The 26,181-nt window shown below is 43.7% G+C and carries 24 protein-coding genes; 19 read left to right on the plus strand and 5 right to left on the minus strand.

All coding sequences use genetic code 11. The features are described from left to right. Positions 1-7: 7 nt before the first annotated feature. Genes LKX84_RS04785 through LKX84_RS04815 form a run of 7 tightly spaced genes read left to right on the plus strand, consistent with a single transcriptional unit; the run spans position 8 to position 7,823 of the window. Positions 8-1,090, plus strand: coding sequence for a terminase large subunit (locus LKX84_RS04785; RefSeq protein ID WP_262909067.1), 1,083 nt, complete (start codon positions 8-10; stop codon positions 1,088-1,090). Next, complete coding sequence (locus LKX84_RS04790) at positions 1,078-1,608, plus strand: hypothetical protein (protein ID WP_228235973.1); 531 nt, start codon at positions 1,078-1,080, stop codon at positions 1,606-1,608. Before LKX84_RS04785 ends, LKX84_RS04790 begins: the two co-directional genes overlap by 13 nt. A gap of 25 nt (positions 1,609-1,633) precedes the next feature. Then, complete coding sequence (locus LKX84_RS04795) at positions 1,634-2,050, plus strand: hypothetical protein (protein ID WP_228235974.1); 417 nt, start codon at positions 1,634-1,636, stop codon at positions 2,048-2,050. Further along, on the plus strand, positions 2,040-2,507 hold the full coding sequence (locus LKX84_RS04800) for a hypothetical protein (protein WP_228235975.1): 468 nt from the start codon (positions 2,040-2,042) through the stop codon (positions 2,505-2,507). The genes LKX84_RS04795 and LKX84_RS04800 overlap by 11 nt, the downstream gene beginning before the upstream one ends. Positions 2,508-2,513: 6 nt before the next feature. Beyond that, a complete protein-coding gene (locus LKX84_RS04805) occupies positions 2,514-3,626 on the plus strand; it encodes a hypothetical protein (protein WP_228235976.1) in 1,113 nt (370 codons plus the stop codon). 4 nt (positions 3,627-3,630) lie between these two features. After that, a complete protein-coding gene (locus LKX84_RS04810) occupies positions 3,631-5,484 on the plus strand; it encodes a hypothetical protein (RefSeq protein ID WP_228235977.1) in 1,854 nt (617 codons plus the stop codon). Positions 5,485-5,486: 2 nt separating this feature from the next. Further along, positions 5,487-7,823, plus strand: coding sequence for a hypothetical protein (locus LKX84_RS04815; RefSeq protein WP_228235978.1), 2,337 nt, complete (start codon positions 5,487-5,489; stop codon positions 7,821-7,823). Between the two features lies 1 nt (position 7,824). Here the strand turns inward: LKX84_RS04815 and LKX84_RS04820 are convergent, their stop codons facing one another. Together LKX84_RS04820 and LKX84_RS04825 are read right to left on the minus strand one after the other, a co-directional pair. Beyond that, positions 7,825-8,358, minus strand: a complete 534-nt coding sequence (locus LKX84_RS04820) for a hypothetical protein (protein WP_228235979.1) — start codon at positions 8,356-8,358, stop codon at positions 7,825-7,827. 43 nt (positions 8,359-8,401) lie between these two features. Then, positions 8,402-8,755 (minus strand): aspartyl protease family protein, encoded by a 354-nt coding sequence (locus LKX84_RS04825; RefSeq protein ID WP_228235980.1) that lies wholly within the window; start codon positions 8,753-8,755, stop codon positions 8,402-8,404. Positions 8,756-8,813: 58 nt separating this feature from the next. Between LKX84_RS04825 and LKX84_RS04830 the strand changes: the two genes are divergently transcribed. Next, a complete protein-coding gene (locus LKX84_RS04830) occupies positions 8,814-9,560 on the plus strand; it encodes a YifB family Mg chelatase-like AAA ATPase (RefSeq protein WP_317206458.1) in 747 nt (248 codons plus the stop codon). Between the two features lie 4 nt (positions 9,561-9,564). Here LKX84_RS04830 and LKX84_RS04835 read toward each other — a convergent pair whose 3' ends face one another. Continuing rightward, positions 9,565-10,992 carry a M20 family peptidase gene (locus tag LKX84_RS04835; RefSeq protein WP_228235981.1) on the minus strand — a complete coding sequence of 476 codons (1,428 nt, stop codon included), beginning with the start codon at positions 10,990-10,992 and terminating at the stop codon, positions 9,565-9,567. Between the two features lie 272 nt (positions 10,993-11,264). Between LKX84_RS04835 and LKX84_RS04840 the strand changes: the two genes are divergently transcribed. Next, positions 11,265-11,675, plus strand: a complete 411-nt coding sequence (locus tag LKX84_RS04840; RefSeq protein WP_228235982.1) for a hypothetical protein — start codon at positions 11,265-11,267, stop codon at positions 11,673-11,675. On the opposite strand, the gene LKX84_RS04845 is transcribed toward LKX84_RS04840, so the two are convergent. Then, complete coding sequence (locus LKX84_RS04845) at positions 11,672-12,115, minus strand: hypothetical protein (protein WP_228235983.1); 444 nt, start codon at positions 12,113-12,115, stop codon at positions 11,672-11,674. The genes LKX84_RS04840 and LKX84_RS04845 overlap by 4 nt on opposite strands. Before the next feature lie 181 nt (positions 12,116-12,296). Here LKX84_RS04845 and LKX84_RS04850 point away from each other — a divergent pair, with 181 nt between their 5' ends. The 10 genes from LKX84_RS04850 (at position 12,297) to LKX84_RS04895 (ending at position 24,775) form a co-directional block, all read left to right on the plus strand. Beyond that, complete coding sequence (locus LKX84_RS04850; protein ID WP_228235984.1) at positions 12,297-13,493, plus strand: Nramp family divalent metal transporter; 1,197 nt, start codon at positions 12,297-12,299, stop codon at positions 13,491-13,493. Then, positions 13,494-14,237: a 5-oxoprolinase subunit PxpA gene (gene pxpA / locus LKX84_RS04855; RefSeq protein WP_228235985.1), complete on the plus strand. Its 744-nt coding sequence runs from the start codon at positions 13,494-13,496 to the stop codon at positions 14,235-14,237. It begins immediately after the preceding gene. Continuing rightward, positions 14,234-14,968: a 5-oxoprolinase subunit PxpB gene (gene pxpB / locus LKX84_RS04860; protein WP_228235986.1), complete on the plus strand. Its 735-nt coding sequence runs from the start codon at positions 14,234-14,236 to the stop codon at positions 14,966-14,968. The genes pxpA and pxpB overlap by 4 nt, the downstream gene beginning before the upstream one ends. Then, positions 14,961-15,800, plus strand: coding sequence for a biotin-dependent carboxyltransferase family protein (locus LKX84_RS04865; RefSeq protein ID WP_228235987.1), 840 nt, complete (start codon positions 14,961-14,963; stop codon positions 15,798-15,800). Before pxpB ends, LKX84_RS04865 begins: the two co-directional genes overlap by 8 nt. A 354-nt stretch (positions 15,801-16,154) precedes the next feature. Beyond that, positions 16,155-17,831, plus strand: a complete 1,677-nt coding sequence (ilvD, locus tag LKX84_RS04870; protein WP_228235988.1) for a dihydroxy-acid dehydratase — start codon at positions 16,155-16,157, stop codon at positions 17,829-17,831. A 52-nt stretch (positions 17,832-17,883) separates the two neighbouring features. After that, entirely contained in the window at positions 17,884-19,617 is a 1,734-nt protein-coding gene (ilvB, locus tag LKX84_RS04875; protein WP_228235989.1) for a biosynthetic-type acetolactate synthase large subunit, read from the plus strand. 95 nt (positions 19,618-19,712) lie between these two features. Further along, a complete protein-coding gene (gene ilvN, locus LKX84_RS04880; RefSeq protein ID WP_228235990.1) occupies positions 19,713-20,240 on the plus strand; it encodes an acetolactate synthase small subunit in 528 nt (175 codons plus the stop codon). A 24-nt stretch (positions 20,241-20,264) separates the two neighbouring features. Continuing rightward, entirely contained in the window at positions 20,265-21,737 is a 1,473-nt protein-coding gene (ilvC, locus tag LKX84_RS04885) for a ketol-acid reductoisomerase (RefSeq protein WP_228235991.1), read from the plus strand. An 18-nt stretch (positions 21,738-21,755) separates the two neighbouring features. Then, positions 21,756-23,024 (plus strand): threonine ammonia-lyase IlvA, encoded by a 1,269-nt coding sequence (ilvA, locus tag LKX84_RS04890; RefSeq protein WP_228235992.1) that lies wholly within the window; start codon positions 21,756-21,758, stop codon positions 23,022-23,024. A 158-nt stretch (positions 23,025-23,182) separates the two neighbouring features. Continuing rightward, a complete protein-coding gene (locus LKX84_RS04895) occupies positions 23,183-24,775 on the plus strand; it encodes an NADP-dependent glyceraldehyde-3-phosphate dehydrogenase (protein ID WP_228235993.1) in 1,593 nt (530 codons plus the stop codon). A 301-nt stretch (positions 24,776-25,076) separates the two neighbouring features. Here the strand turns inward: LKX84_RS04895 and leuB are convergent, their stop codons facing one another. Next, positions 25,077-26,135: a 3-isopropylmalate dehydrogenase gene (leuB, locus tag LKX84_RS04900; RefSeq protein ID WP_228235994.1), complete on the minus strand. Its 1,059-nt coding sequence runs from the start codon at positions 26,133-26,135 to the stop codon at positions 25,077-25,079. Positions 26,136-26,181: the final 46 nt, after the last annotated feature.

Below are 26,181 nucleotides of genomic sequence, written 5' to 3' on the forward strand. Positions count from 1 at the left end.
CATCCTGTTGATATTCATATATCTGGCCATGTCCAAGCGGGACAACCTCATTTTATCTGTAATTGGCCAGTCATACCCAAACCTCAAGAGTGGGGCCATTCGGGATTTTGAGAATATCCTGAAGGATATGGGAATAATGGACCAATGGAAGATAAACCGAACAGATAAAACCTATCAGTTCGGGTCCAATGTAGTGGAGTTCTTTGCCGTGGAAGGCGAGGATAGTCGATTAGGAAGCCGTAGAACCCACTTATATATCAATGAGCTTGATAATATCAGGATTGAAACGTTCATTGAGCTTGAAGGCCGTACCGCAGAATTTACCATTACCGATTATAACCCTCGTAGAAAATTCTGGGTGCATGATGAATACATAGGGCAGGATTGGGTCGATTTTTTGATTTTGACCTACAAGGATAATGAGTACATCCCTGCCAACGAATTGAGATCAATCCTTTGGTACAAAGAAAAGGCCGAGACCGAGGGCAAACCGTTCTGGTTGAACAAATGGAGGGTATTGGGCCTTGGTGAACTTGGAATAGTCGAAGGGCAGGTATTCGAAAACTGGCAAAAGCTCGCGGCTGTTCCAGAAGAAGCCAAATACTTGGGGGCAGGGCTTGATTTTGGATTTTCCAACGACCCCACAGCCTTGACCAAGATTTGGTCATATGATAACAAGATTATACTTGAGGAAAGCCTTTACCGAAAGGGCATGCTCAATAGCTCCATAGCCAAACATATAAACCAAGACAAGGATATTTCCAAAGGGCTTACCGTCTGTGATTCTTCAGAACCGAAGACCATTGCCGAGTTGAGAGGCTACGGGATACCTGTAAAAGGAGCTAAAAAGGTACATGGGTCAATATTGTCAGGTATAGGCATTATGCAGGAATATGAATTTTTGGTGGTAGGTGAGAACCTTCAAAAAGAATTTGAAAACTACAGCTATCAAAAGGATAACACAGGGAACAGCTTGGGGGTGCCAATTGATGACTGGAACCATGGAATAGACGGGATTAGATACTTCTTCCTTGAGAGGATGGGTAGTAGGTTCAACGCAGAAAGAATGCCGTTTAAATGGGTAGCATAATCAAAAACTACAGGCTGGGGCAGTTCTTAAGACAACCACAGGAAACCATTGACGAGTACACCTATTTACTACGCCATTTAAAATCTGTTGACACCGTTACTCCGTTGATGCAGTTGCCCCTAATCGAAGTGGACAATATTAAGACCAATCTTGAGGCCGACCTATTAAAGATAGTCGCCACTGTCCAAGGCACCACGGAAAAGCAAGTGCTGAAAATGAAGATCCTTGACTTTTTTGGGATTGTAAACAGCATAAGGAACCAGATCGAAACAATCATCAGGGCCGAGCAGAAATTACAAAGCCAGTACCCAGATCCTAAATGGGAAATGGTTGGGGGCAGCGAGAAGATGGCAAGGTTTGGCATATACAATACCACCATAGCATTGGCCGAGCAGTTCAACACCACCCCGCAAGAGATTGAGCAATGGCAATATGGCCATGTGTTCACGATCCTTTTGCACAATGTCACCCGGCATGACCTACAGTACCAAATGAGCAAGATCAAAACATTGAAATAAGAAAGCAAAAAACAAGTCTTTGCCCATGAAACAATTTTTAGAAGAACTATGTACCGCCCAAGATTGGATCTTTGATTACGGATTTGCAGCCTTTCAGAATTTAAGGAACGCGAACAACACCAGTACAAAGGTGCATCTCTTCTGCGATTCCGTCCAAAGCAATGAGAGCATCAACGAATACGGCCAGACCATAGGTAGTACTTATACGGTTTCATTGATGCTGGTCCTTCCTTCAAATCTTAGTGAGGATTATTGTATTAGGTACGCCAACTATATAGAACCTATCAAGACCATCCATTATCCAGCTTTGAAAACAGCTTTTTATTGTTCCAATTTCGTCCTTCAATCCATTGGCTACACCGAGATAGTCAACAGCCGAGCCTTAGACCTGAACTGTGACGGTCTCCTTATCAATTTAACCGCTACCACCTATGACCAGTAACGAAATCATAATGGAGGAACTGGAGGAAATCAAAAAGGAGCTGATAGCGAAGCACAAGGCTTTGGGGATGGAATCAAGCGGTAACTGGATAGATAGCCTAGAAACTCAAAAAACCGAGCTTGGGGGCGTTCTATTGGGCGCAAAATATACTGAGCAACTGGTTTATGGAAGAAACCCAGGGAAATCCCCACCAATAAAAGCAATTGAACAATGGATCTTTCAAAAGGGGATAAGGGCCACGGGCGAAATGATAAGCCTTTCAAGCCTTGCCTTTTTAATAGCACGCAGCATTGCGAAGAACGGAACCAAATACTACCAAAAAGGAGGCACTGACCTTGTGGATTCAGTTATCACTCCCCAACGGATTCAGAAGATACTTGACAGGGTGAGCGTTTTCAACACCTCTCTTTTTGTCGGGGAGGTGACCCAAACACTAAAAGCACTTGGACAAGAATAGCAAACAATGGCCATAACAATAAACAAACAACCTTCAGGGGTATACCCAGCCTATAACGACAGCTTTATACAGTTTGAATCCAGCCTGTCCGCAAACAACAGGGCCGAGGTAATAATTGCAGGCTTTACAGACCCTTTTACCATCTTCCCAGATTTGGACGGGATCTATACCTTCAACTTCAAGGAGGCTGTAAAGGTTCTGTTTTCACAGTACAGTTTCAAGGATGAGCATGGGGAGGCCATTACAACGGAATGGGGGCAAAGCCTTTTGGGGCATTATCTCAGCCTTTCCAGCACCCTAAAGGTTTATAATAACAGCACTAGCGAAACTCAGGCTGTAAGCCATAATTTTTACAGGGCCGTTAAACAGGCTGGACAGTCCAATTATACGAACAACTGTCAAATACTGAACATCTCCACCAAAAACGGCGTTGACTATGATCTGACCTATTTTGAGGGCTTTCCGTTCTCCTTTGAACTCCAAAGGCTTGTTTATTCCCCCACTAAGCGCATCAACGTTAAAAACCTGAACACAGGGGTTACCTGTGATGACATAAATCCCCAAGTTAGTGGGGCTTTCAAGATCATTGTGGACAAGGCGACCACCAACTGGACAACTTCCACCTTCCTGCCTTTGCCCGATTTAGTCAACCGTTTGGAAATCTATGAGGATGACAGTTTCAAAACCAATCTTACCCTTAAGAAAGTTCCAAGAAAATGCGGCATTTATCTAAAATGGCTCAACACCGAGGGAGGCTACAGCTTTTGGCTGTTCGACCAATTCTACAGGGATACCCTTAACACTCAGGATCTACAGGAATTGGCCACCAACCACTTCAAGAATGTTGGGGAGGGCTTCTTTGCCGACACCCAGACCATGGGAAAGGCTGCAAATGAAGGGATGAGGTTAAGAACGACCCTTGACCAAAAGGAACGTTTGCACCTTCTGAGCCTTTTCACCTCGCCCTACGTTGAGATGTACACCAGCCAAGATCCATATATAGTTGCTGATTGGGTGCCTGTCACCGTTTCGGGAAATTACCAGTTTGACAATAAACCAAAGCAGTCGGTTGCCGTGGTCAACATATCTCTGCCGGAGATAAAAACCATCACTTATTAGGTCAATGAACGATAGGCTAATCATAAACGGCGAAGACCTCGACCTGTACAGCAACACTAATATTAACCTCAATTTGCAGGTGGGCACAGTTGCGGACATAAGTACAAGGAACTCCACTTTTTCCAACACAGTGGACCTGCCAAGAACGGCCAAGAATGAAAGGCTGATGGGCATGGTGGGAACGTTGGGGAACACCTCAAGGGTGCCATATGAAAGGATAGGCTGCAACTATCTCAAGGGCAACATTTCGCTAATCAATGAGGGGTATGTCCATTTGAGCCAAACACAACCCGACAGATATAAACTGAACCTGTTCGACGGGCTTATAAATTTTTCCGAGGCAATGGGTGAAAAGAGCATCAGCGATTTGGACTTGGTTGACCTAAACCACAACCTTACCGAATCTGTTTATGAAGGTTCTTTTGCCAATACGGAGGGCTATATCTATGCCCTTGGTGATTTTGGGCACAGACCAGCAAATACAACCCCATACAACATAGAGTATCAAGCCCCATCCCTTTTTGTTTCCACCGTGATGGACCGTATTTTGACCCAAAACGGTTTTACCTATGAAGGGCTTCCAAGTTTCACGGATGAGGTTATTGCACCAACAAACGGCTATCCAATTGAGGAAGGCAGTATTTCCACTGACCCAATAGGTGAGGTAAGTGAGGTTATCGCATGGGATGAGATCGATCCTGTGGAAACCTACCATACATATGACCACTTTTGGACAGAGGATGTTGATATTGACCCTGATTTGAGCCTAGCGGACAGTAACAAGGCCATTCGGTCAAATTTGACGGGAAGGCTAAAGCTTGATATAGAGGTCGATCACGGTTTTCAATCAGCATCCCCAGGAAGCATAAAAATTTCATTCCGAAAAAATGCTAGCTATATAACCATAATCAATGTACCTGTAGGAAGTGGGGGAACCATAAACAAAACCGTTTTTGTAGAGGTTGTCAATGGGGATGACATAACGGCCACCGTTACGGCAATCAGCGTAAACGATACTATAGATTATGAGCTTCAGTTAAACTATACCCTTACTGTAACCATATCGGAGCAGACAGGTGGGCAATACCAAGATTTTGCCCTTATGTACCAAGACTACAAACAAAAGGATCTGGTAAAGGATGTAATGCAACGGTATTGCCTGATTCCTTATTTGAAGGGCAACCATATCAGGTTTATTCAAATGGAGGATCTTCTTTCCGATATGTCAAATGCCATGGACTGGACCCAAAAACTGGTTGAGGTGAAGAGTGAAAGTTACAGCCCTCCCAACTATGCCCAGAACAATCTATTTGAATACAAATACAACAGGGATTTAACTGAACAACTCTATAATGGTAGCCTTCAGGTGGATAATGAAACCCTCGACCTTGAAAAAACCATTGTAACCAGTGTAAACACGATTTCCAAATCAGAGGTAAAAAAAATCCTCACCCCATTATATCAAATGGTTCTGTGGGAGGAGGACAGCGAAAGTAATGTGGTGGAGAAAGCTCACACCAACACCTTCTACAAGATAAAAAAGGTAAATGGTAGCATTACCTACAGGCTCTTTGATTCAGGTAGTAACGAAAACTTTAACGGTGATGTACCATACCTATCCTACGAAAATGTCTCCTACCAGTACTATCTGGACAACTATTATACCCGCTTTAACTGGCTTCTCGACAGTTACAAGGAAATTGAGGTGGAGCTGAGCCTTAGCCCCATTGACCTAACCACGGTTGACTTCTTCAAACTTGTTTTCCTAAAACAAACAGGGCGGTATTACCTCTTGGACAGCATACGAACGAGTACGACCACCACCGCAAAACTCATTGAAATAACCCGCTTTAACTGATTATGGCAGAGAAGATTAAAATAGCCGAACTTCAAATAGACACCAAAGCCCTCTTAACTGAATTATCAGGCACAAAGAAGGCCATTGATGATCTTGTGGTTTCCCAAAAGGAAAGCCAAAAGCAGGGGGATACAAGTAGTAAAACCTATGTTGAGAACGAGGCCAAGCTGAAAACCCTTAGAAAGGAATACCAGAACCAGATTAAGGCGGTCCAAGCTGTGAGCGGGGCAAATGAAAAGCTCAACCAAGAACTGGCAAGGGAGATAAAGAGCAATGACGAGGCCAAGGAATCCAACGCCGAGCTTAGAAAAATCCGAAATCAGGTAAACGAATCCACCGAAGAGGGGGCAAAGGCCATTGCCGAGATCAACAAAAAGATTGATGAAAACACCAAATTCATCAACAAGAACAGTGATAGCCAAGAAAAGCAAAAACAGAACGTTGGGGGATATACCAAGGCCATCAATGCCGCCAAGATAGGCACACAGGCATTCGGGGCAGCTCTAAAGGCTTTGGGTGTCGGTCTTATTGTTGCAGCAGTGGCAAAACTTTCCGAAGCCTTCACAAGGAACCAAAAGGTGATGGACTTTGTAAATACCACTTTCAACACCGTGGCCATAATCTTTGACAAGGTTGTGGGCAGTATTGTTGATGGGGTAGAGGCTGCCTATGATGCAACAGGCGGTTTTGATGCCCTTTTCAGGGTAATGCAGAACCTTCTCACATTGGCACTCACACCCATTCAGGTTACATTCTACGGGCTTAAATTGGGAATCCAAGAAACACAGCTTGCCTGGGAAAAATCGTTTTTAGGCGGGAAGGATGCAAACCGTATAAAGGAGCTTGAGACTGGAATCAAGTCAACCACTGACAAACTTAAGGAGTTGGGGGCCGAGGCCGTCATTGCCAGCCAAAATATCGTTGTTGATTTTAATGAGGCCGTTGATGAAATTGCCACCATAGGCAACAAAGTTGCAGAAAGTACGGCAGAAGCCATTAGGTCCATCGACCTTAAAGAAGTAGTTCAACAGGCCAAAGGCTTGACCGATGCAAGAAACAACACCGAGGCCCTAATAATAGCACAAGAAAGGTTGATGCTCCAATACCAGATGCAGGCCGAGCAGTTGAGGCAACTTAGGGATGATGAGAGCAAGAGTTTAGAAGAAAGAAAGACGGCCAACGAAGAGCTTGGCCAGTTGCTTTTAAAACAAGCTGACGCAGAAAGGGCCATTATAAATTTAAAGATCCGTGCGGCCCAGAACGAGCTTAGCCTTAACCGAGGGAACATAGAACTACAGAACGAGGTGCTACGGCTTCGTAATGAACTGCTGGAGGTCGAGGAACGCATCACAGGGCAGCAGTCCGAACAGTTGGCGAACCAGAACAGTCTTAGAAATGAGGAGCTGGCCGCAATACAGGAATTCGAGAAGAAAAAGAAGGAACTCAGGGACCAGATAGACCTTGCAAATATCGAGGATGAAAGATTAAAAGCGGAGGCCAAACTTCAAAGGGATTTTGAGGCACAACAGTTGGAACTGGAAAACCTCCAGCTAAATGAACAACAGAAAGGGGAATTGTTGGCACTCTTGGAAGAATCAAAACAGCAACAACTTGCCGAGATACAAGATGCATACAGGCAGGAGAACCTAAAGAAGGATATCCAAGCGGAAAAATCCAAGGTGGCTGCACGGGAGGAAACACTTGAAGCAATAATTGGACTAGCTGGGCAGGAGTCCGCAATAGGTAAGGCTGCACTCATTGCCAAACAGGTATTGGCCCTAAAGGAGCATGCCCTTAACTTAGGTCTGTTCACCTCAAAAGCTGCCATAGCTACTGCCGAAGCCACAACCGATATTGCAAAGGGTACGGCTAAATCGGCCTCAGCAGCCCCGTTCCCCGCAAACTTGCCTTTGATAGCTGGGTTTGTTGCTTCAGTCGCTGGTATCATAGCGACCATAAAAGGGGCGGTTTCAAAAGGTAAATCCGTAGCACCCCCGAAAGCCGAAAGAGGTATGTTGTTGCGTGGCCCGCGTCATTCAGGTGGTGGTATCCTTATCGAGGCAGAAGGAGGGGAGGCTATAATGAACAGAAAGGCCACGAGCCGCTATCTTCCCTTGTTATCGGCATTGAACACTTCCACTGGAGGAGTTCCTTTCATGGAACAGGGCGGTATTGCTGGCAGTACATCCTATAATGGCGGTAATATTATAGACTATGAGAGGTTGGGTTATGAAGTGGCAAAAGCCAATATGAGCCTGCCCAATCCCGTGGTATCGGTTGAGGAAATCAACAGTACAAATTCTAGGGTATCGGCAGTAGAATCAATCGCCAGTTTTTAAATTACTTCCACCATTCATAATAAATACGATTTCTTAGGTAAGCCCACAAAATCAAAACCGTGAGAATGGAAAGGAAAATTCTTGCATTTGGGAGTGGGCAAAAAGAATCGGGGATGACGAAATAAACAACAATGCCAACAATAAAGATTGCTCCAACTAGAATATGTCGCCAAGTTTTACACTTAACAAGGCAATCATTTCCCCAAGGTCCACACCAGTGGCCAAATGAAGCCGAAAGAAATAAAATCGAAGTGTACCACCCCATATGGTCCGAATTCGATTCAACAGCTATCGAATATGCAATTATGGCCGCAGCATGAAAATAATCGAATGGATGCCCCCTTCCTTCATCATACTTTTTGTAGGTATAGGTGACATATACCCCCAATGCAATCAAGGCAGCAAACCTAAAAATTGCAGATTGTGGATTTTCAACGTTTTTGACCAAAACAGAAAAAACACTCCAAATAATATTTCCCGCCAGTGCTGGCCAAACTAAATCTTGATAGATTTCCTTGTAACTTTTCGCAGCCATTTTATAAAGATGTTGGTTAACTGGGGGAGTCAATTAAATATAGTCAATTTACCAATTCCATCCTCTCAAAATCAATCACCCACCCATCTTTGAAGAAGTCGGTACCGATAATGCCTACTACACCATTTAGTTTTCTAACGTTGGACAGGTCAATGGAATACTCGAAAAGTCCAGTTAGATCCTCCCCTGATACTTCAATTACAATATCCTTTAATTTGTGGGGTACCTGCTGCCCCCCAATACCGCCTATGGTCTGATATTTGGGATCATCCTTGACCTCATAAGTGGTAAAGTTCCAGTTCTTGGCCGCCTTCTTATCAATAAGGCTAATGCTTGCGCCCGTGTCCAACAATAGGTATGCGGGCTTTTTGTTTACATAGCATTCTATAACTGGCATCCCTTTAATAATTTTGAAAGGCAAAGTTCTTTGACCCCATGAAACAAGGGGGAATAGCATAAAAACCACCAATAATTTTAATGACACATTATACACAATAACAAGTGCCGCCTTGGTGGGTGGCGGTGGCTATCCGCAACCAGGGGAAATTTCGCTTTCGCATAATGGCGTATTGTTCTTGGACGAACTCCCAGAATTTGAACGTAGGGTTTTGGAAGTGATGCGGCAACCCATGGAAGATCGGGAGGTGACCATCGCAAGGGCGCAATATACGGTAACCTATCCGAGTAGTTTTATGCTGGTGGCCAGTATGAATCCCAGTCCGGGTGGGTATTTCAATGATCCAGATGCTCCGGTCACTTCTTCTCCTGCAGAAATGCAGCGGTATTTGGGCAAAATTTCCGGTCCCTTGTTGGATCGCATCGATATACATATTGAAGTGACCCCGGTTCCTTTTGAAAAACTTTCTGATGATAGGAAAGGGGAAAGCAGTGTGGAAATTCGTAGGCGGGTAGAGGCCGCCAGAGACCTTCAGACCGAAAGGTTCAAGGACATCAAAGATTTGCACTATAATGCCCAGATGGGTACAAAACACATCCGGGAGTTCTGTAAACTCAATGCATCATCAAAAAACCTCTTAAAAAACGCAATGCAACGTTTGAACCTTTCCGCAAGGGCCTATGATCGTATTTTAAAAGTGGCCCGAACCATTGCCGATTTGGAAGGTTTGGAACATTTAAATGAAAATCATATCTCTGAAGCCATCCAATACCGGAGCTTAGATCGTGAAGGTTGGTTGGGTTAACAGATTAATGAAACCTTTTGATCATTTGATAGGAAAACTCCACCATCTCCCTATAGTTTTCCTTGCTGATTTTTTCATCGATACCATGGAAACGGGAAAAACTCTCTGGACTGATGCGAATGGGATAAAAGCGATACACATCGTCCGAAACGTCGTAAAAATAACGGGCATCGGTGCCGCCTCCAATCAAACCGGGAACTACCACCACATCTGGAAAAACAGAACGGATAGTCGTTTCCAAATTTTTGAAAGCATCTGAATCTATTCCCGAAACAGGGGAAGGGTCAACAGCAAATCCTGAAAGTTCTACTTTGATCTTGTCACCAACGGTTTTTTCAATATGCTCTTTTACTGAGGCGACCGTTTCCCCGGGCAAAATCCTAAAATTGATGGTAGCCTTTCCCACTGTCGGGATTACATTGTCCTTTACACCGCCTTCCACAATTGTTGGGGCCGTTGTGGTATGGGCATTCAAGGCCTTTAAAACAGGTCCTTTAAACAACCATGGATTGGCGAATGCCATCTTTTTGAAAAAAGGCATTTCTGAGCCCATATACTCAAATTGGTAATCAATAGGTTTTACGAGTTTGTATGGGAGTTGGTTGTTTTCCAAATCTACAATGGCTTGGGCCAACATACCCAAAGTATTGTCTTTTGGAGGCGAGGAACTGTGTCCGCCCTTGGTTTCCACGATCAGGTTAAAGGAGGCATACCCTTTTTCTGCCAAGTTCAGCATGGCGATGGTCTTATCGAAGCCCGGCACCATGTTCTCCGCCAAAAGTCCGCCTTCATCCAAAGTCATTGCCGCATGGATACCTTTCTCTTTTAGATAAGCCGCAATTTTTTTAGCTCCATTGGAGCCACCAAGTTCCTCATCATGACCGAAGGCCAAATAAATGGTCTGGGAAGGTGTGAAGGATTCCGTCAACAAAGTTTCTATGGATTCCATTAGTGCCATCAATGAGCTTTTATCATCCAAAGTACCCCTGCCAATGATATGGGTATCGGTGATTTTTCCAGCAAAGGGCGGGGCTTCCCAATCGGTTAGGGTAGGTTGGTCCACAGGAACCACATCTTGGTGGGACATCAGGATGATGGGCTTTTTTGAAGTATCCGAACCTTCCCATTTAAAAAGCAGGCTGTATTCGCTTATTTTTTCAAGCGATAAGTTTTCATGGATCAACGGATAGGTTTCCTTCAAAAATTGATGGAATCCATTAAAAGCCGTAGAATCAGGAATGACATCCTCTCCAAAAGAAATAGTCTCAAACTGTATGGCCTCGGACAGGTTCTGATAGGCATTGGCCGGAAAGTTCATTTTTTCCAACGGTTCCGGTGTTACTTGTTTGGAAGAGAGTGAAAGGGTATTGAAAGTCAGGACAGCGGCCAACACAATAATAAGGGCAACTAGTACAAAAAGGAATTTTTTCATCAGGGATTGGTTTAGTTGGTTTTGAGTTGAATTCAGTCAAATTCGATAAGGGAATGCAACTTATCGCTACAAATTATTGAAAAAAATAAGACAGAGGCTTGAGTTGATGCTTGTTTTTTGAAAAGGCAAAAATTTAAGGTTTTCAAGACCAAATTGGTAATTCTAACTCATTTTTGGATAACAAGTGTAAAAAATACGTTAAATGGATGCAGTGATCTGTATTTGAATGGGTTATGGATTACTTTTGCCGCTATTTTTGAAATTTTAGAGGAATGCAATGTGTGGAATTGAACCCAGTGGGCAACTTTGACCCATGGGAACAGGAGAAGATCGATGAGTTGCTGCATCAAGAAATAACAGAGTCTTTAAGCAATAGACTGGTGTTTGAAAACGAAAGTGTCAAACTTTGGGACCTATATCTCTCGCCTGGTGAGCGGATTCCTTTCAGAAGGCATAATACAAACTATGGTTGGGTATGCCCAACAGGGGGTTTGGTGATCACCCGGTATGGAAACGGAAAAATCGATATGTTCAAAATAGATCCGGGGGATACCGAATACTTTGAAAATAGGGGTAAAGACTATGTGAACGATTTGGAGAACATAGGGGAGCATCCTGTTTGCATCAGTATTTTGGAATACAAGGAAACCAAAAAGAGCAACAAGCCTCAACTGTGCAATTAAATTGCCTTGATGTTCGCTTTGAGTCCTGAGATGATTCCCAATATATTCTGAACCGTTTCCTCCAAATAGTATTTTATGGCCAAATGGGGGATCCTAATGGTGGTGAACCCATTTTTGAAGGAATGCATGGCATCTTCCAGATCACTGATCGCCTGTTCATGGGTGATCATGTTGTAATCCTTATCAATCTCTATGTTGAGTTTTACACGTGATATGGCAATGTCCACGGAGCGTTTTCCGTCCCACCATTCCAGCATGGGATGCGCCCCCGCTTCCTTTAAGGCATAGAAGAGGTGTATCGCCTCAATGGGAGTGTTGTTATCTAAAATTACTTTTTTAATGAGCCGTGCATGACGGTCGCATAAGTGAATTCCCAAAGACTCCAAAGAAGTCTGATACTGATGGGAATCAATACTCTTTTCACAATCCTTACATGTCATAAGTATTTGTCAAGTTTAAGGTCAAAGTTCGATTTGGGACTATTATAACTTCGCCATTTTTAAAATCGTATAAAGTGTCGATGTAAAACACCCCACTTTTAGACGAAATGCATTTTTTTTGATGAAATACATGGTTTGTCCTAATATCCTGTTAAATTCAACACCCTAAACCAACCTGTTTATGTTGAAAAAAGTAGGCCCTGGGGTATTGGTCGCGGCAGCCTTTGTTGGGCCGGGTACCATTGCCATGTGTACCTTGGCCGGAGCCCGTTTCGGGTATGCACTGATCTGGGCCCTGTTGATATCCATTATTGCTACGATTGTGCTACAGGGAATGGCGGGAAGAATTGGATTGGTGACCCAAAAAGGTCTTGTGGATGTGGTTCGAGAACAATTACAGACCTCATGGATACGGAATATCGTTCTTGTAGTGGTTTTGGGAGCAATCCTTGTTGGCAACGCAGCCTATGAAGGTGGAAACATCGGAGGGGCTACCTTGGGGCTGGAACAGATTTTCCCCAATCCCCAATTAAGACCATTTTTTCCGGCTTTGATCGGATTGGGAATTTTTCTACTGTTGTGGTTCAGCAACTATAAAATATTGGAAAGGATTTTCGTTGGCTTAGTAGCCTTAATGGGAGTGAGTTTTATCATTTGTGCGGTCATGACCAAACCTTCCGTGACCGGTATTTTGGAAGGGATGTTCATTCCTACTTTGCCCGAAGACAGTTTATTGACGGTTGTTGCCTTGGTAGGGACTACAGTGGTGCCTTATAACCTGTTCTTGCATGCATCATTGGTCCGTGAAAAATGGAAGTCACAAAGTGACTTGAAAATAGTCAAATGGGACACCATCATTTCCATTGCTTTGGGAGGACTGGTTTCCATGGCCATTTTGATTACGGCTTCTGCGGCACCCATTTCCGATATTAACAATGCCATGGATATGGCCAAAGGCCTAGAACCGCTTTTTGGAAAAATGGCACTCTATTTTATGGCCATCGGGCTTTTGGCTGCTGGGGTAACCTCTGCCATTACAGCTCCGTTGGCAGCAGCTTATGTGGCCAGTAGTTGTTTTGGATGGGAAGGCGGCATGCAAAACAAAAAATTCAAATTTACCTGGACTTTCGTGTTGCTCTGCGGAGTGATTTTCCTCTCGTTTGACATCAAGCCCATTCAAGTCATCCAATTTGCACAGATTGCCAATGGCGTATTATTACCTATTATGGCATTGTTGTTATTGTGGGTGGTGAACAAAAAATCGGTTATGGGAGAAAACAAGAACACTATTTTGCAGAATGTATTGGGAATGGCCATCGTGGCCTTTTCCATTTTCTTGGGATTTAAAAGTATCTTGAAAGTTTTGGGCACTATTTAAATGGGAACATTTTCTATCGATATCAATTGTGATGTAGGGGAAGGGATAGGCAACGAGGCCCAGATTTTCCCCTTCATTAGTTCGTGCAACATTGCCTGTGGCGGTCATGCCGGGACCGAAGAAAGCATGTCGGAGGTGGTAGATTTGGCAATGGAAAATGGAGTGAAAATAGGCGCACATCCATCGTACCCTGATAAAGAGAACTTTGGAAGAGAGGTATTGGATATTTCAAAACAGGCGTTGATACAAAGTATCAAAGAACAAATGTTCACCTTCCAGACCATTCTAAATCAAAAAGATGCACAGCTCCATCACATTAAGGCTCATGGCGCTTTGTACAATCAAACGGCTAAGGATGGGGAATTGGCAAAAACCTATTTGGAAGCTATTTCAACTTACAAAGGGGAAGCCATTCTTTACGTGCCATTTGGGTCCGTTGTGGCAGAATTGGCCATGGAGATGGGTTTTCAAATATGGTACGAAGCCTTCGCGGACCGAAACTACAACGCGGACCTGAGTTTGGTCTCACGAAAATTACCCAATTCCCTTATTGAAAACCCCAGTTTGGTTGTGGAACACATTCTTCCCATTATCAAGAATCATAAAGTGAAGGCTGTAAATAATGAATTTGTCAAAATTGAGGCAAAAACCCTCTGTGTGCATGGCGACACCGCTTCGGCATTGGAAATATTAATGTATCTTTCACAGGAATTGCCTAATCAACAGGTGCAAATACAAAAGTGAAAAGTTACCCCATCAGCATCAAACCCTTTGGAGAACGAGCCGTTCTTGTGGAATGGCCCAGCGAGGTAAAGGAATCCATTTTAGCGGACATCCTCGATTTTATGGAAGCCTTCAAAGCGCTCAAAATCCCAGGTTGGGAAATGTCAGTTGCCTATAATTCCCTGACCATGGTCTACAACAACGACCACTTGGACTTTGAGGAAACCCAAAAAATGATTTTGGAATGTCATGCCGAACAGGCAAAAACGGCATCTACACGAGTGCAGCACCTCTGGACCATTCCGGTATGTTACGATCTGGAATTTGGAATCGATATTCAAGAAGTAGCCAAAACATTGAATCTCTCCGTAGAAGAGTTGATCAAACAACACACCTCCCATCAATATGTGGTCTATGGCATAGGCTTTTTGCCCGGGTTTATGTATTTGGGAGGTCTTCCACAGTCTCTGGAAATCCCCAGACGTGCCGAACCGCGTTTGCAAGTGGCCAGGGGCTCTGTTGGATTGGCAGGAAAACAAACGGGTATTTATCCACAGGAATCCCCAGGAGGATGGAACATCATTGGCAATTGCCCGGTACCGTTGTTCAATCCAAGTATAAAAGAACCTTGTTTTGTCAAAGTAGGGGACAAAATCCAATTCCATAAAATTTCAAAGGCCGAATACGAGCTCCATAAAATAGAGGCCGAGGTAGGTATTTACAAACCCGAAAAAGAGGTACTACATGCTTAAGGTGCTCAAATCAGGATTTTTTGTGACCATTCAGGACCTAGGCAGGTATGGTTATCGCGATATTGGCGTACCGGTTTCAGGTGCCATGGATGTGGATTCTGTAAAAAAGGCCAATCTATTGTTGGCGAACGCCCCCAATGCGGCTGTTATGGAAATTACCATGACAGGCCCAACGTTACTTTTTGAAGAACCTTCCTTTATCTGTTTGTCCGGGGCACATATCCATGCTACCTTGAACAACAAGCCCATAGAAAATTACCAAGTGGTGCAAGTTACCAAAGGAGACATTGTTTCCTACGGACGTTTGGAGAATGGGTTTCGTGCCTATTTGGCCATAAAAGGCGGATTCCAGACTGAAAAGGTTTTGGGAAGCCGCTCCCAGTTTGTTCCCGTCACCAAAACGAAAAGACTTAAGGATGGAGATGAGGTGCTTTACGACAAGAACATCTCTTTTAAACCCCTAATTTCTGAAGTAAAGATTGACGATCATTTTCTAAAGGATTATTTGGAAGTGTACAAAGGCCCGGAATTTGAATTGCTGAACGATTCTCAGCTCTCTGAAATATTCACCAAAACATTTACCGTTTCCAAAGAAAATAATAGGATGGCATACCAATTATCCGAATTGATAGAAGGCCATGCCCATTCCATGCTTACCTCGGGTACTTTACCGGGGACTGTACAATTGACTCCCGCAGGCCGTTTGATCATTTTGATGAAAGACGGGCAGACCACGGGTGGTTACCCAAGGATTCTTCAACTTTCCGAGGAATCCATTTGCACTTTGGCTCAAAAGAAATCGGGAGACATTTTTACTATCAAATTGCTTTAGAAATTTTTTCTATCTGAATCCAGAAGAATTTTTCGTAACATTGAAGCATGAAAAGAAATAACCTGGTCAACAAAGTGGTCATTATTATTCCAAATTTGGAGTGATACAGACTTGCTATTGACTAAGAAGGGCCTGTATCTAAATGGATGCAGGCCCTTTTTCTTTCTAAAGAAAAATAATTGAATATTGGAATTTGAATTGATGTAAATAACTGAATTACAGAATTTTGTATATTTTATGTTTCAAATGGATTTAAACAGGCCATAACTGTTAAAAATCTAAGGGGTTTTAAACATCTATCTTTGATTCTCTGTATAAATTCAGCGGAATTCTGTATTTGAATGAAATTTGACAATGGAACTGAACAAGTTTAGTAAAAGTGTGACCCAAGACCCAACACTTCCAGCCGCTCAGGCTATGTTGCATGCGTTAGGGCTCAATGACGACGATTTAAAAAAACCATTTATTGGAATAGCCAGTACAGGTTATGAGGGTAATCCCTGTAACATGCACCTGAACGGATTGGCCAAAGAGGTAAAAAGTGGAGTGGAGGCTTCCAATATGGTCGGACTCATCTTCAATACCATTGGTGTTAGTGATGGAATTTCCAACGGAACTCCAGGGATGAGATATTCCTTGGCATCAAGGGACATTATTGCAGATTCCATCGAGACCGTAATGCAGGCCATGTATTATGATGGATTGGTGACCGTTGTAGGTTGTGATAAAAATATGCCAGGTGCGCTAATGGCCCAATTACGATTGAACAGACCTTCTATATTGGTATATGGAGGTACAATAGCCCCTGGTTGCCATAATGATAAGAAATTGGATATCATTTCTGCATTTGAGGCTTATGGCCAAAAAGTAGCGGGAACAATTGATGAAACTGAATTTAAAGCGGTGATCCACAAGGCTTGTCCCGGTGCGGGTGCCTGTGGAGGTATGTATACGGCCAATACCATGGCATCTGCAATTGAGGCCATGGGAATGTCATTGCCCCACAATTCCTCCATTCCTGCTATGAACGCGGCAAAAGGCGCTGATTGCGAAGCTGCAGGGGAAGCCATTCTGAATCTATTGGAAATGGATTTGAAGCCTAAAGATATCGTAACCAAAAAAGCGTTGGAAAACGCCTTTAGATTAGTGACGGTTTTAGGTGGATCCACAAATGCCGTATTGCACTTTATGGCCATTGCCCACGCTGCGGAGGTTGATTTTACTTTGGAAGATATTACTCGTATCAGCGAATCCACTCCATTGCTGGCCGATTTGAAGCCCAGTGGAAAATATTTGATGGAAGACCTTCATAAAATTGGCGGTGTTCCGGCTGTGTTGAAATACATGTTGAAGAAAGGGATGCTCCATGGCGATTGTATGACCGTTACGGGTAGGACGTTGGCTGAAAACCTGTTGGATGTTCCCGATTTGGCCGAAGATCAGGATATTATCAGGCCTTTGGACCAGCCGATTAAGGAAACAGGACACATCCGTATTCTGTATGGCAACTTGGCAACCGAAGGTGCTGTGGCCAAGATTACGGGCAAGGAAGGATTGAGTTTCACGGGAACTGCAAGAGTTTTCAACGGTGAAATTGAGGTGAACGAAGGTATTCATACAGGAAAGGTCAAAAAAGGCGATGTGGTGGTCATTCGTTATGAAGGACCAAAAGGAGCTCCCGGTATGCCCGAAATGTTGAAACCTACATCCGCCATCATGGGTGCCGGATTGGGTAAGGATGTTGCTTTGATCACGGATGGACGATTCTCAGGAGGATCGCACGGTTTCGTAGTAGGACACGTTTCCCCAGAAGCCCAAGTAGGTGGAGGTATCGCCTTGGTGAAAGACGGGGATGAAATCACCATCGATGCCGTGAAGAACACCATCAACATGAATATTTCTGACGAAGAATTGGAACAACGAAGAAAGGCTTGGGTGCAACCAGAGCTGAAAGTGAAATCGGGCAGTTTGTACAAATATGCCAAAATGGTTTCTTCGGCATCAAAAGGATGTGTAACCGATACATTCTAACCATTCAAATTGAATAAAAAGTAAAAGGGAAGTTCCCGAAAAAGATAAGCTTATGGAAACATTGAAAGCGGAAAAGAAGGAGAAAAAACAGGAAACCACCATGCGCATCACGGGTGCAGAGGCCCTCATCCATTGTTTGTTGGCCGAAGGGGTGGATTTGATCTATGGTTATCCCGGTGGAGCCATTATGCCTGTTTATGACGAGTTGTATAAGTTTCAGGACAAGCTGACGCACATCCTTACCCGTCACGAGCAAGGTGCGGCTCACGCTGCGCAAGGCTATGCAAGGGTTACCGGAAGAGTAGGAGTTGCCATGGCCACTTCAGGTCCTGGTGCCACCAATTTGGTTACGGGTATTGCCGATGCACAAATCGATTCAACCCCGATGGTTTGCATCACTGGTCAGGTGACCAGAAGTCTTTTGGGTTCCGATGCGTTCCAAGAAACGGATATTGTGGGTATTTCCACACCGGTAACCAAATGGAACTATCAAATTACACGGGTTGAAGAGATTCCAGAGATCATGGCAAAGGCATTTTATATTGCAAGATCTGGAAGACCGGGCCCCGTTTTGGTAGATATCACCAAAAATGCCCAGTTTGATGAACTGGATTTCAAATACGAAAAATGCACTGGAGTGAGAAGTTACAAGCCGGTCCCAGCGCCCGATTCTTTAGCTATTGAAAAAGCCGCTGAACTCATCAACAATGCCAAAAAACCGTACATCATTTTTGGTCAAGGGGTGATTTTGGGCGAAGCTGAAGCTGAATTGAAAGCATTGGTGGAAAAAGGAGGAATTCCTGCCGCCTGGACCATTTTGGGCCTTTCCGCAATGGAAACAGACCATCCGTTGAACGTAGGTATGGTTGGTATGCACGGGAATTATGGTCCAAATGTTTTGACCAATGAATGCGATGTTCTCATCGCTATCGGTATGCGATTTGACGACCGTGTTACCGGTAATTTGGCCACGTATGCCAAACAAGCCAAAATCATCCATTTTGAAATCGACCCAGCTGAGGTCAACAAAAATGTAAAGGTTGATGTTGCTGTTATGGGCAATGCAAAGGAAACATTGGGTATGTTGTTGCCATTGATCAACAAGAACGAACACAAGGATTGGCTTGCTGAATTTGATAAAAAACATCAAATTGAGTTTGAGACCGTTATCCAAAAAGATATTCACCCTACCAAAGAAGGATTGACCATGGGTGAGGTCATGGAACAGATAAACATCGCTACGGGCAATAATGCTGTAATTGTTTCCGACGTGGGGCAACACCAAATGATAGCCTGTAGATATGCCAAGTTCAAAGAGACGAAAAGCAATATCACTTCTGGCGGCTTGGGCACCATGGGATTTGGACTTCCAGCGGCCATTGGGGCCAAAATGGGTGCCATGGACCGTGAGGTTGTTGCCATTATCGGGGATGGTGGTTATCAGATGACCATCCAGGAAATGGGTGTAATTTTTCAACACAACGTACCGGTAAAAATTGTGGTGCTCAACAATGATCACTTGGGAATGGTTCGCCAATGGCAGGAGCTTTTCTTTGAAAGTCGATATGCATCAACCGTAATGACCAATCCTGATTTTGTAAAAATTGCCGAAGGATATCACATCAAAGCCAGAAGGGTAGTACAACGTTCCGAATTGAAGGATGCTGTGGAAGAAATGATTGCTTCCAAGGACCCTTACTTTTTGGAGGTAAAAGTGGAAAAAGAGGACAACGTTTTCCCGATGATTCCAACAGGTGCCTCGGTAGCCGACATCAGATTAAAATAATTCAATCAACAAAAGAGGTTCTCGGATTATTTTGGTCAACCTGTCAAAGCAGGTTTTCATAAGAGTAATCTGATTCAGATACAATATTAGACACTATGGAAAAACAATGGTATACCATATCGGTGTATTCCGAAAATAACGTGGGATTACTGAATAGAATATCAGGAATATTCTTGAAGAGACACATCAATATAGAAGGCTTAAATGTCTCAAAATCAGAAATTGAAGGTGTTTCTAAATTTACGATTGTCATTTTCACTACGGAAGATTGGACGCGTAAGATCGTACACCAGATTGAAAAGCAGATAGAGGTCATCAAGGCGTTTTACCATACCGATGACGACATCATTTATCAGGAATCCGCCCTGTTCAAGATCGCTTCGCATTTGTTGTTCGATGAACGTCAGATCCAGAACATCATCAAAGAGAGCAATTCGCAAATCGTAACGGTGAACCGTGAATTTTTTGTGCTGGCCAAAACAGGTCGCAGACATGAAATAGACGAGATGCACAATGCATTGGAGCCTTACGGAATCATGCAGTTTGTGCGTTCTGGCCGTATTGCGGTGACCAAGGCGGCCATGCCGATATCCGAACTTTTGACAGAATTTCAAGAAAACTAAATAGCATAAAATCAAATCATTAAAATGGCAAATTACTTTAATACACTATCGCTTCGTGAGCAATTGACCCAATTGGGAAAATGTAGGTTTATGGACCCCAGCGAGTTTGCTGATGGTGTTTCGGCTTTAAAAGGAAAGAAAATTGTGATCATAGGCTGTGGGGCCCAAGGTTTGAACCAAGGTCTTAACATGCGCGACTCCGGTTTGGATGTATCCTACACCCTTCGTGAAGCCGCCATCAAAGAAAAAAGACAGTCCTTCAAGAATGCTTCCGAAAACAACTTCGTTGTAGGAACTTATGAGGAATTGATTCCAACGGCCGATTTGGTCATCAACCTAACTCCGGACAAGCAACACACAAAAGTGGTTGGTGCCGTAATGCCTTTGATGAAAAAAGGAGCTACTTTGTCCTACTCTCACGGATTCAACATCGTGGAAGAGGGTATGCAAGTGCGTAAGGATTTGACCGTTATTATGGTAGCGCCAAAAAGCCCAGGTTCAGAGGTTCGTGAAGAGTACAAAAGAGGCTTCGGGGTACCTACCCTGATCGCCGTACATCCAGAGAACGATCCAGAAGGAAAAGGACTGGAGCAAGCCAAAGCTTATGCCGCTGCAACTGGTGGTGATAAGGCCGGGGTATTGGAATCTTCTTTCGTGGCCGAGGTAAAATCGGATTTGATGGGAGAGCAGACCATTCTTTGTGGTTTGTTGCAGACCGGTTCCATTCTTTCCTTCAACAAAATGGTGGAAAAAGGAATCGATAAAGGATATGCTTCCAAATTGATCCAATATGGATGGGAAACCATCACCGAAGGTTTGAAACAAGGGGGTATCACCAATATGATGGACCGTTTGTCCAACCCTGCTAAGATCAAGGCTTTTGATTTGGCTGAAGAATTGAAGGTGATCATGCGTCCGCTGTTCCAAAAGCACATGGATGACATCATGAGCGGACATTTCTCCAAAACCATGATGGAAGATTGGGCCAATGGTGATAAAAATCTATTGGATTGGAGAGCCGAAACCGGAGAAACAGCCTTCGAAAAGACACCTGCTGGTAATGTATCTATCTCAGAACAAGAATACTACGATAATGGTGTATTGATGGTGGCCATGGTAAAATCTGGAGTGGAATTGGCTTTTGAAACGATGACCGAATCCGGAATCATCGGTGAGTCTGCATATTACGAATCCTTGCACGAAACGCCTCTGATCGCCAACACCATCGCCAGAAAGAAATTGTTCGAGATGAACCGTGTAATTTCCGATACCGCTGAGTATGGTTGTTATTTGTTCGATCATGCCTGTAAACCTTTATTGACCGATTTCATGAAGAAAATCGATACCGATGTGATTGGAAAACATTTCGGTGAAGGCAAGGACAATGGCGTGGACAATATTAAATTGATTAAGGTCAACAAAGCCATCAGAACACACAATGTTGAGGTTGTAGGTGCCAGGTTACGTGCATCCATGACCGCAATGAAGCCAATATAATCCTAGCGTATTGGCCCCATGAACAACGAAACCGTGGAGACATACTTTCCGCAATTGGCGGACATTCAACAAGCGGCAGAGGCTATTTCACAAGTTGTGGAAAAGACGTCTTTGCAGCAAAGTATCCGCTATTCCAAAAAATATGGGGCCAATATTCTTTTTAAGCGTGAAGATCTACAACGGGTCCGAAGCTATAAGATCAGGGGTGCTTTTAATAAAATCGCTTCGCTTTCCAAAACTCAGTTGGAACAAGGCGTGGTCTGTGCCAGTGCCGGTAACCATGCCCAAGGGGTCGCCTTTGCCTGTAGTCATTTGGAGGTGAAGGGGACCATCTTTATGCCCGTAGTTACCCCAAAACAGAAAATCGACCAGACCAAAATGTTCGGTGGGGATTGGGTCGAAGTGATTTTGGAAGGAGATACATTCGATGATGCCAATAAGGCGGCCCAATTGTTCTGCAGCCAAAACAACAAGACATTTGTGCATCCATTTGATGATGAAAAAATCATTGAAGGGCAAGGTACCGTCGGGTTGGAAATTCTTGAACAATCACAGGAACCCATTGATTATCTTTTTGTTCCAGTAGGCGGGGGCGGATTAGTCTCGGGATTGTGTGGCGCTTTCAAGGCCTTGTCGCCATCAACCAAAATCATCGGTGTTGAGCCTCTTGGAGCTCCATCCATGAAACGTTCCATAGAATCAGGAAGGTTGACCCTGTTGAATGAAATCGATAAGTTTATCGATGGGGCAGCAGTGCAGAAAGTAGGGTCATTAACGTATCCTATTTGTAGTGATTGTTTAAGTGAAATGGTCTTGGTTGCAGAAGGTAAAGTGTGCCAAACTATTTTGGACCTGTACAACCGTGATGCCATTGTTGTGGAACCTGCTGGAGCTTTGACGATTGCCGTGTTGGATGATTTTGCCGAGGAAATCAAAGGCAAGAATGTGGTCTGCATTGTAAGTGGCAGCAACAATGACATTACCAGAACGGCAGAAATAAAGGAACGAGCTTTGCTCTATGCCAATCTGAAACATTATTTTATCGTCCGTTTTCCCCAAAGACCTGGAGCGCTCAAAGAATTTGTGGCCGAGATCTTGGGTCCAAATGACGACATTACCCATTTTGAATATTCCAAAAAGTCGAGTAGGGAAAATGCACCTGCTGTAGTAGGTATCGAACTGAAATCCTCGGACGATTTGGAACCCTTGATCCAACGGATGAAAGCCAGGCATTTTTTTGGGGATTACTTGAATGACAAGCCCGATCTTTTTCAATACCTGATCTGATTTTAACAACAAACCCTTATCTTGTTTTAATTGCTGATAACCTGCTTGTTTCACCATAATGCCATTGAAATCAAGTAGTTTTCATACGCTTTTTAATTAGCTTTGTATAGCATGGACGACCATTTTCAAGAACACTAATTCTATAAACAACAACATATATGTCTAAAACAACCAACGTTATTCCTGAAGCTTTTCAGATTACCGAAGAAATACACCAAAAAACGTATTTGGTAAATGGAGAGCTGCGCAAATGGGATGGCGCAACCAGCCAAGTAATTTCGACCATTTCTTCCACCAAGGAATATGCCCCGACTGTTTTGGGCAGTATTCCCGATATGGGTGAAACCGAGGCCTTGCAAGCCCTTGATGCCGCAATGTCTGCTTATGACAGGGGCCAGGGGGTTTGGCCTATCATGAAAGTGAAGGATCGTATCCAGTGCATGGAATCCTTCGTGAAAAAAATGGAGAAAAAACGTGAGGAAGTGGTAAAGCTCCTCATGTGGGAAATCGGGAAATCCAAACCCGACTCTTACAAGGAATTTGATCGTACCGTTGAGTATATTTATGATACCATTGAAGAGTACAAGCAACTGGACCGTGGGTGTGCCAAATTCGATAAGCACGATGGTGTATATGCCCATATCCGAAGAGGTCCTTTGGGTGTTGTGCTGTGTTTGGGTCCGTACAACTATCCTTTGAACGAGACCTTTGCATTGTTGATTCCCGCCATCATCATGGGGAATACAACCATATTTAAACCTGCAAAGCACGGTGTTCTTTTGATTACGCCGCTTTTAGAGGCTTTTCAGAGCAGTTTCCCCAAAGGAGTGGTCAATATACTTTTTGGTAGAGGTAGAGCTGTAGCGGCGCCTATAATGAAAACTGGTAAGGTGGATGTACTGGCTTTGATTGGGAATAGTAAATCGGCCAATGCCTTGCAGGACCAACACCCAAAAAGCAATAGGCTAAGGTTGGTGTTGGGCTTGGAAGCCAAGAATCCAGCGATTGTTTTACCCGATGCAGATTTGGACCTTACTATCAACGAGTGCATTTCTGGAACCTTATCTTTTAACGGACAGCGTTGTACTGCTCTTAAAGTAGTATATGTGCACGAGGATGTCAAGGATGAGTTTTTAAAACGATTCTCCGAAAAGGTAGATGCCTTGAAATTTGGCAATCCATGGGATGATGGTGTGCAATTGACCCCTCTTCCTGAGCCTGAAAAGCCGGCTTATATTCAGGAATTGTTGGACGATGCAAAAGCAAAAGGCGCCAAGATTTTGAACAAAAAAGGAGGGAAGCATTTTGATAATTACATCTGGCCTGCTGTGGTTTATCCAGTTAAAAAGGATATGAGAGTGTATGAAGAGGAACAGTTTGGACCGATCATCCCAGTACTTTCCTTTAAAGATATTGAAGAGCCGTTGGAAGATATGGCAGAATCCAATTACGGTCAACAGGTAAGTCTCTTTGGAAAAGATGTGTATACACTTTCCCCATTGATCGATACCTTGGCCAACTTGGTCTGTAGGGTAAATCTGAACAGTTCCTGTCAACGTGGACCGGACGTGTATCCGTTTACGGGAAGAAAAGACTCCGCTCAATCCACCTTGAGCGTGCATGATGCCCTTCGATCGTTCTCCATCCGAACGTTTGTGGCGTTCAAGGACAATGAATTGAACAACCAAACCATCGAGCAATTGCTAGAAGCGAAAGTGAGCAACTTCTTGAGTACGGATTATATTTTGTAAACAACTGGTTTACAATTTGAAATCACTTTGTCGGCAGTATGATTTAGATTTCTCACATTCGTTCGAAATGACTAATTCACAGCAAAGAGGTGTCATTTCGTGGAGTGGGATGGACACGACGAGAAATCTAAGAAAACAAAAAAAGCCCCGATTCTTCGGGGCTTTTTTTATTACTATTATTTAGGAAAAACCGTCAACCTGAACTTGTTTCGGGTTCTCATTAAAAGAAAAATAACAAGATGAGATTCTGAAATAAATTCAGAATGACGTATCCCTGTATTTTTGCGATAGATTAAAAGTTTTAAACGTTTTTAGCCAACCAATCGCCAACTTCGCTGGTTTTGAAGGCTTTTCCACCATCGGCCAAATCTTCAGTAACCACACCTTCGGTCAGTGATTTGTTTACCACTTCTCTAATGGCTTCGGCTTCATCTTTCAATCCAAATGCTGTTTCGAACATCATGGCTGCGGACAACACTGTCGCCAATGGGTTGGCGATGTCTTTTCCTGCGGCTTGTGGGTAAGAACCGTGGATCGGCTCGAACAATGAAGTCTTTTCACCCAAAGAAGCTGATGGCATCAATCCCATAGATCCTGAAATAACGGAAGCTTCATCGGTCAAGATATCGCCAAAAAGGTTTTCGGTGATCAAAACATCATAGGAACTTGGCCATTGCACCAAACGCATGGCCACGGCATCCACAAATTCGTAAGAAACCTGAACTTCAGGATATTCCTTTTCCAATTTTTGTACGGTTTCCCTCCACAAACGGGAAGTTTCCAATACATTGGCTTTATCCACGCAACATAGTTTTTTGGAACGTTGTAAGGCCATTTCAAAGCCTTTGCGTGCCAAACGCTCTACTTCTTCGCGGGTGTAGGTACAGGTATCGTATGCGGTATTGTCGTTATCCTCTCGACCTCTTTTCCCAAAGTAAATACCTCCGGTCAATTCGCGCAAGAACACTAAATCGGTTCCTTCAATACGTTCTCTTTTCAAAGGTGACTTATCAATCAAGGATGGAAAGGTGAACGTGGGTCGCACATTGGCGAAAAGTCCCAATTTTTGGCGCATTTTCAACAAGCCTTGCTCGGGCCTTACTTTGGCGGATGGGTCGTTGTCAAACCTTGGGTGGCCAATGGCGCCAAAAAGAACGGCATCCGCAGCTACACAGATGTCGTGAGTAGTATCTGGATAAGGTTCTCCAACAGCATCAATAGCAGCGGCACCAGTCAAAGCTGGGGTCCACTCGATTTCATGACCGAATTTTTCAGCTACGGCATTGGATACTTTTACGGCTTGGTCAATTACTTCTGGGCCAATTCCATCCCCGGCCAAAAGGGCTATGTTTAGTTTCATTTTTATCGTTCTTCGTTAATCGTTATTGGTTTATGGTAGAATTTTT

This window comes from Allomuricauda sp. M10 (genome assembly GCF_020782875.1).
Taxonomy (GTDB): domain Bacteria; phylum Bacteroidota; class Bacteroidia; order Flavobacteriales; family Flavobacteriaceae; genus Flagellimonas.

Bases quoted from the DNA above. Each gene is read 5' to 3' on its own strand.
- LKX84_RS04790 (WP_228235973.1), top strand. From the start codon at position 1,078: ATGGGTAGCATAATCAAAAACTACAGGCTGGGGCAGTTCTTAAGACAA.
- LKX84_RS04795 (WP_228235974.1), top strand. From the start codon at position 1,634: ATGAAACAATTTTTAGAAGAACTATGTACCGCCCAAGATTGGATCTTT.
- LKX84_RS04800 (WP_228235975.1), top strand. From the start codon at position 2,040: ATGACCAGTAACGAAATCATAATGGAGGAACTGGAGGAAATCAAAAAG.
- LKX84_RS04805 (WP_228235976.1), top strand. From the start codon at position 2,514: ATGGCCATAACAATAAACAAACAACCTTCAGGGGTATACCCAGCCTAT.
- LKX84_RS04810 (WP_228235977.1), top strand. From the start codon at position 3,631: ATGAACGATAGGCTAATCATAAACGGCGAAGACCTCGACCTGTACAGC.
- LKX84_RS04815 (WP_228235978.1), top strand. From the start codon at position 5,487: ATGGCAGAGAAGATTAAAATAGCCGAACTTCAAATAGACACCAAAGCC.
- LKX84_RS04820 (WP_228235979.1), bottom strand. From the start codon at position 8,358: ATGGCTGCGAAAAGTTACAAGGAAATCTATCAAGATTTAGTTTGGCCA.
- LKX84_RS04825 (WP_228235980.1), bottom strand. From the start codon at position 8,755: ATGCCAGTTATAGAATGCTATGTAAACAAAAAGCCCGCATACCTATTG.
- LKX84_RS04835 (WP_228235981.1), bottom strand. From the start codon at position 10,992: ATGAAAAAATTCCTTTTTGTACTAGTTGCCCTTATTATTGTGTTGGCC.
- LKX84_RS04840 (WP_228235982.1), top strand. From the start codon at position 11,265: ATGCAATGTGTGGAATTGAACCCAGTGGGCAACTTTGACCCATGGGAA.
- LKX84_RS04845 (WP_228235983.1), bottom strand. From the start codon at position 12,115: ATGACATGTAAGGATTGTGAAAAGAGTATTGATTCCCATCAGTATCAG.
- LKX84_RS04850 (WP_228235984.1), top strand. From the start codon at position 12,297: ATGTTGAAAAAAGTAGGCCCTGGGGTATTGGTCGCGGCAGCCTTTGTT.
- pxpA (WP_228235985.1), top strand. From the start codon at position 13,494: ATGGGAACATTTTCTATCGATATCAATTGTGATGTAGGGGAAGGGATA.
- LKX84_RS04865 (WP_228235987.1), top strand. From the start codon at position 14,961: ATGCTTAAGGTGCTCAAATCAGGATTTTTTGTGACCATTCAGGACCTA.
- ilvD (WP_228235988.1), top strand. From the start codon at position 16,155: ATGGAACTGAACAAGTTTAGTAAAAGTGTGACCCAAGACCCAACACTT.
- ilvB (WP_228235989.1), top strand. From the start codon at position 17,884: ATGGAAACATTGAAAGCGGAAAAGAAGGAGAAAAAACAGGAAACCACC.
- ilvN (WP_228235990.1), top strand. From the start codon at position 19,713: ATGGAAAAACAATGGTATACCATATCGGTGTATTCCGAAAATAACGTG.
- ilvC (WP_228235991.1), top strand. From the start codon at position 20,265: ATGGCAAATTACTTTAATACACTATCGCTTCGTGAGCAATTGACCCAA.
- ilvA (WP_228235992.1), top strand. From the start codon at position 21,756: ATGAACAACGAAACCGTGGAGACATACTTTCCGCAATTGGCGGACATT.
- LKX84_RS04895 (WP_228235993.1), top strand. From the start codon at position 23,183: ATGTCTAAAACAACCAACGTTATTCCTGAAGCTTTTCAGATTACCGAA.
- leuB (WP_228235994.1), bottom strand. From the start codon at position 26,135: ATGAAACTAAACATAGCCCTTTTGGCCGGGGATGGAATTGGCCCAGAA.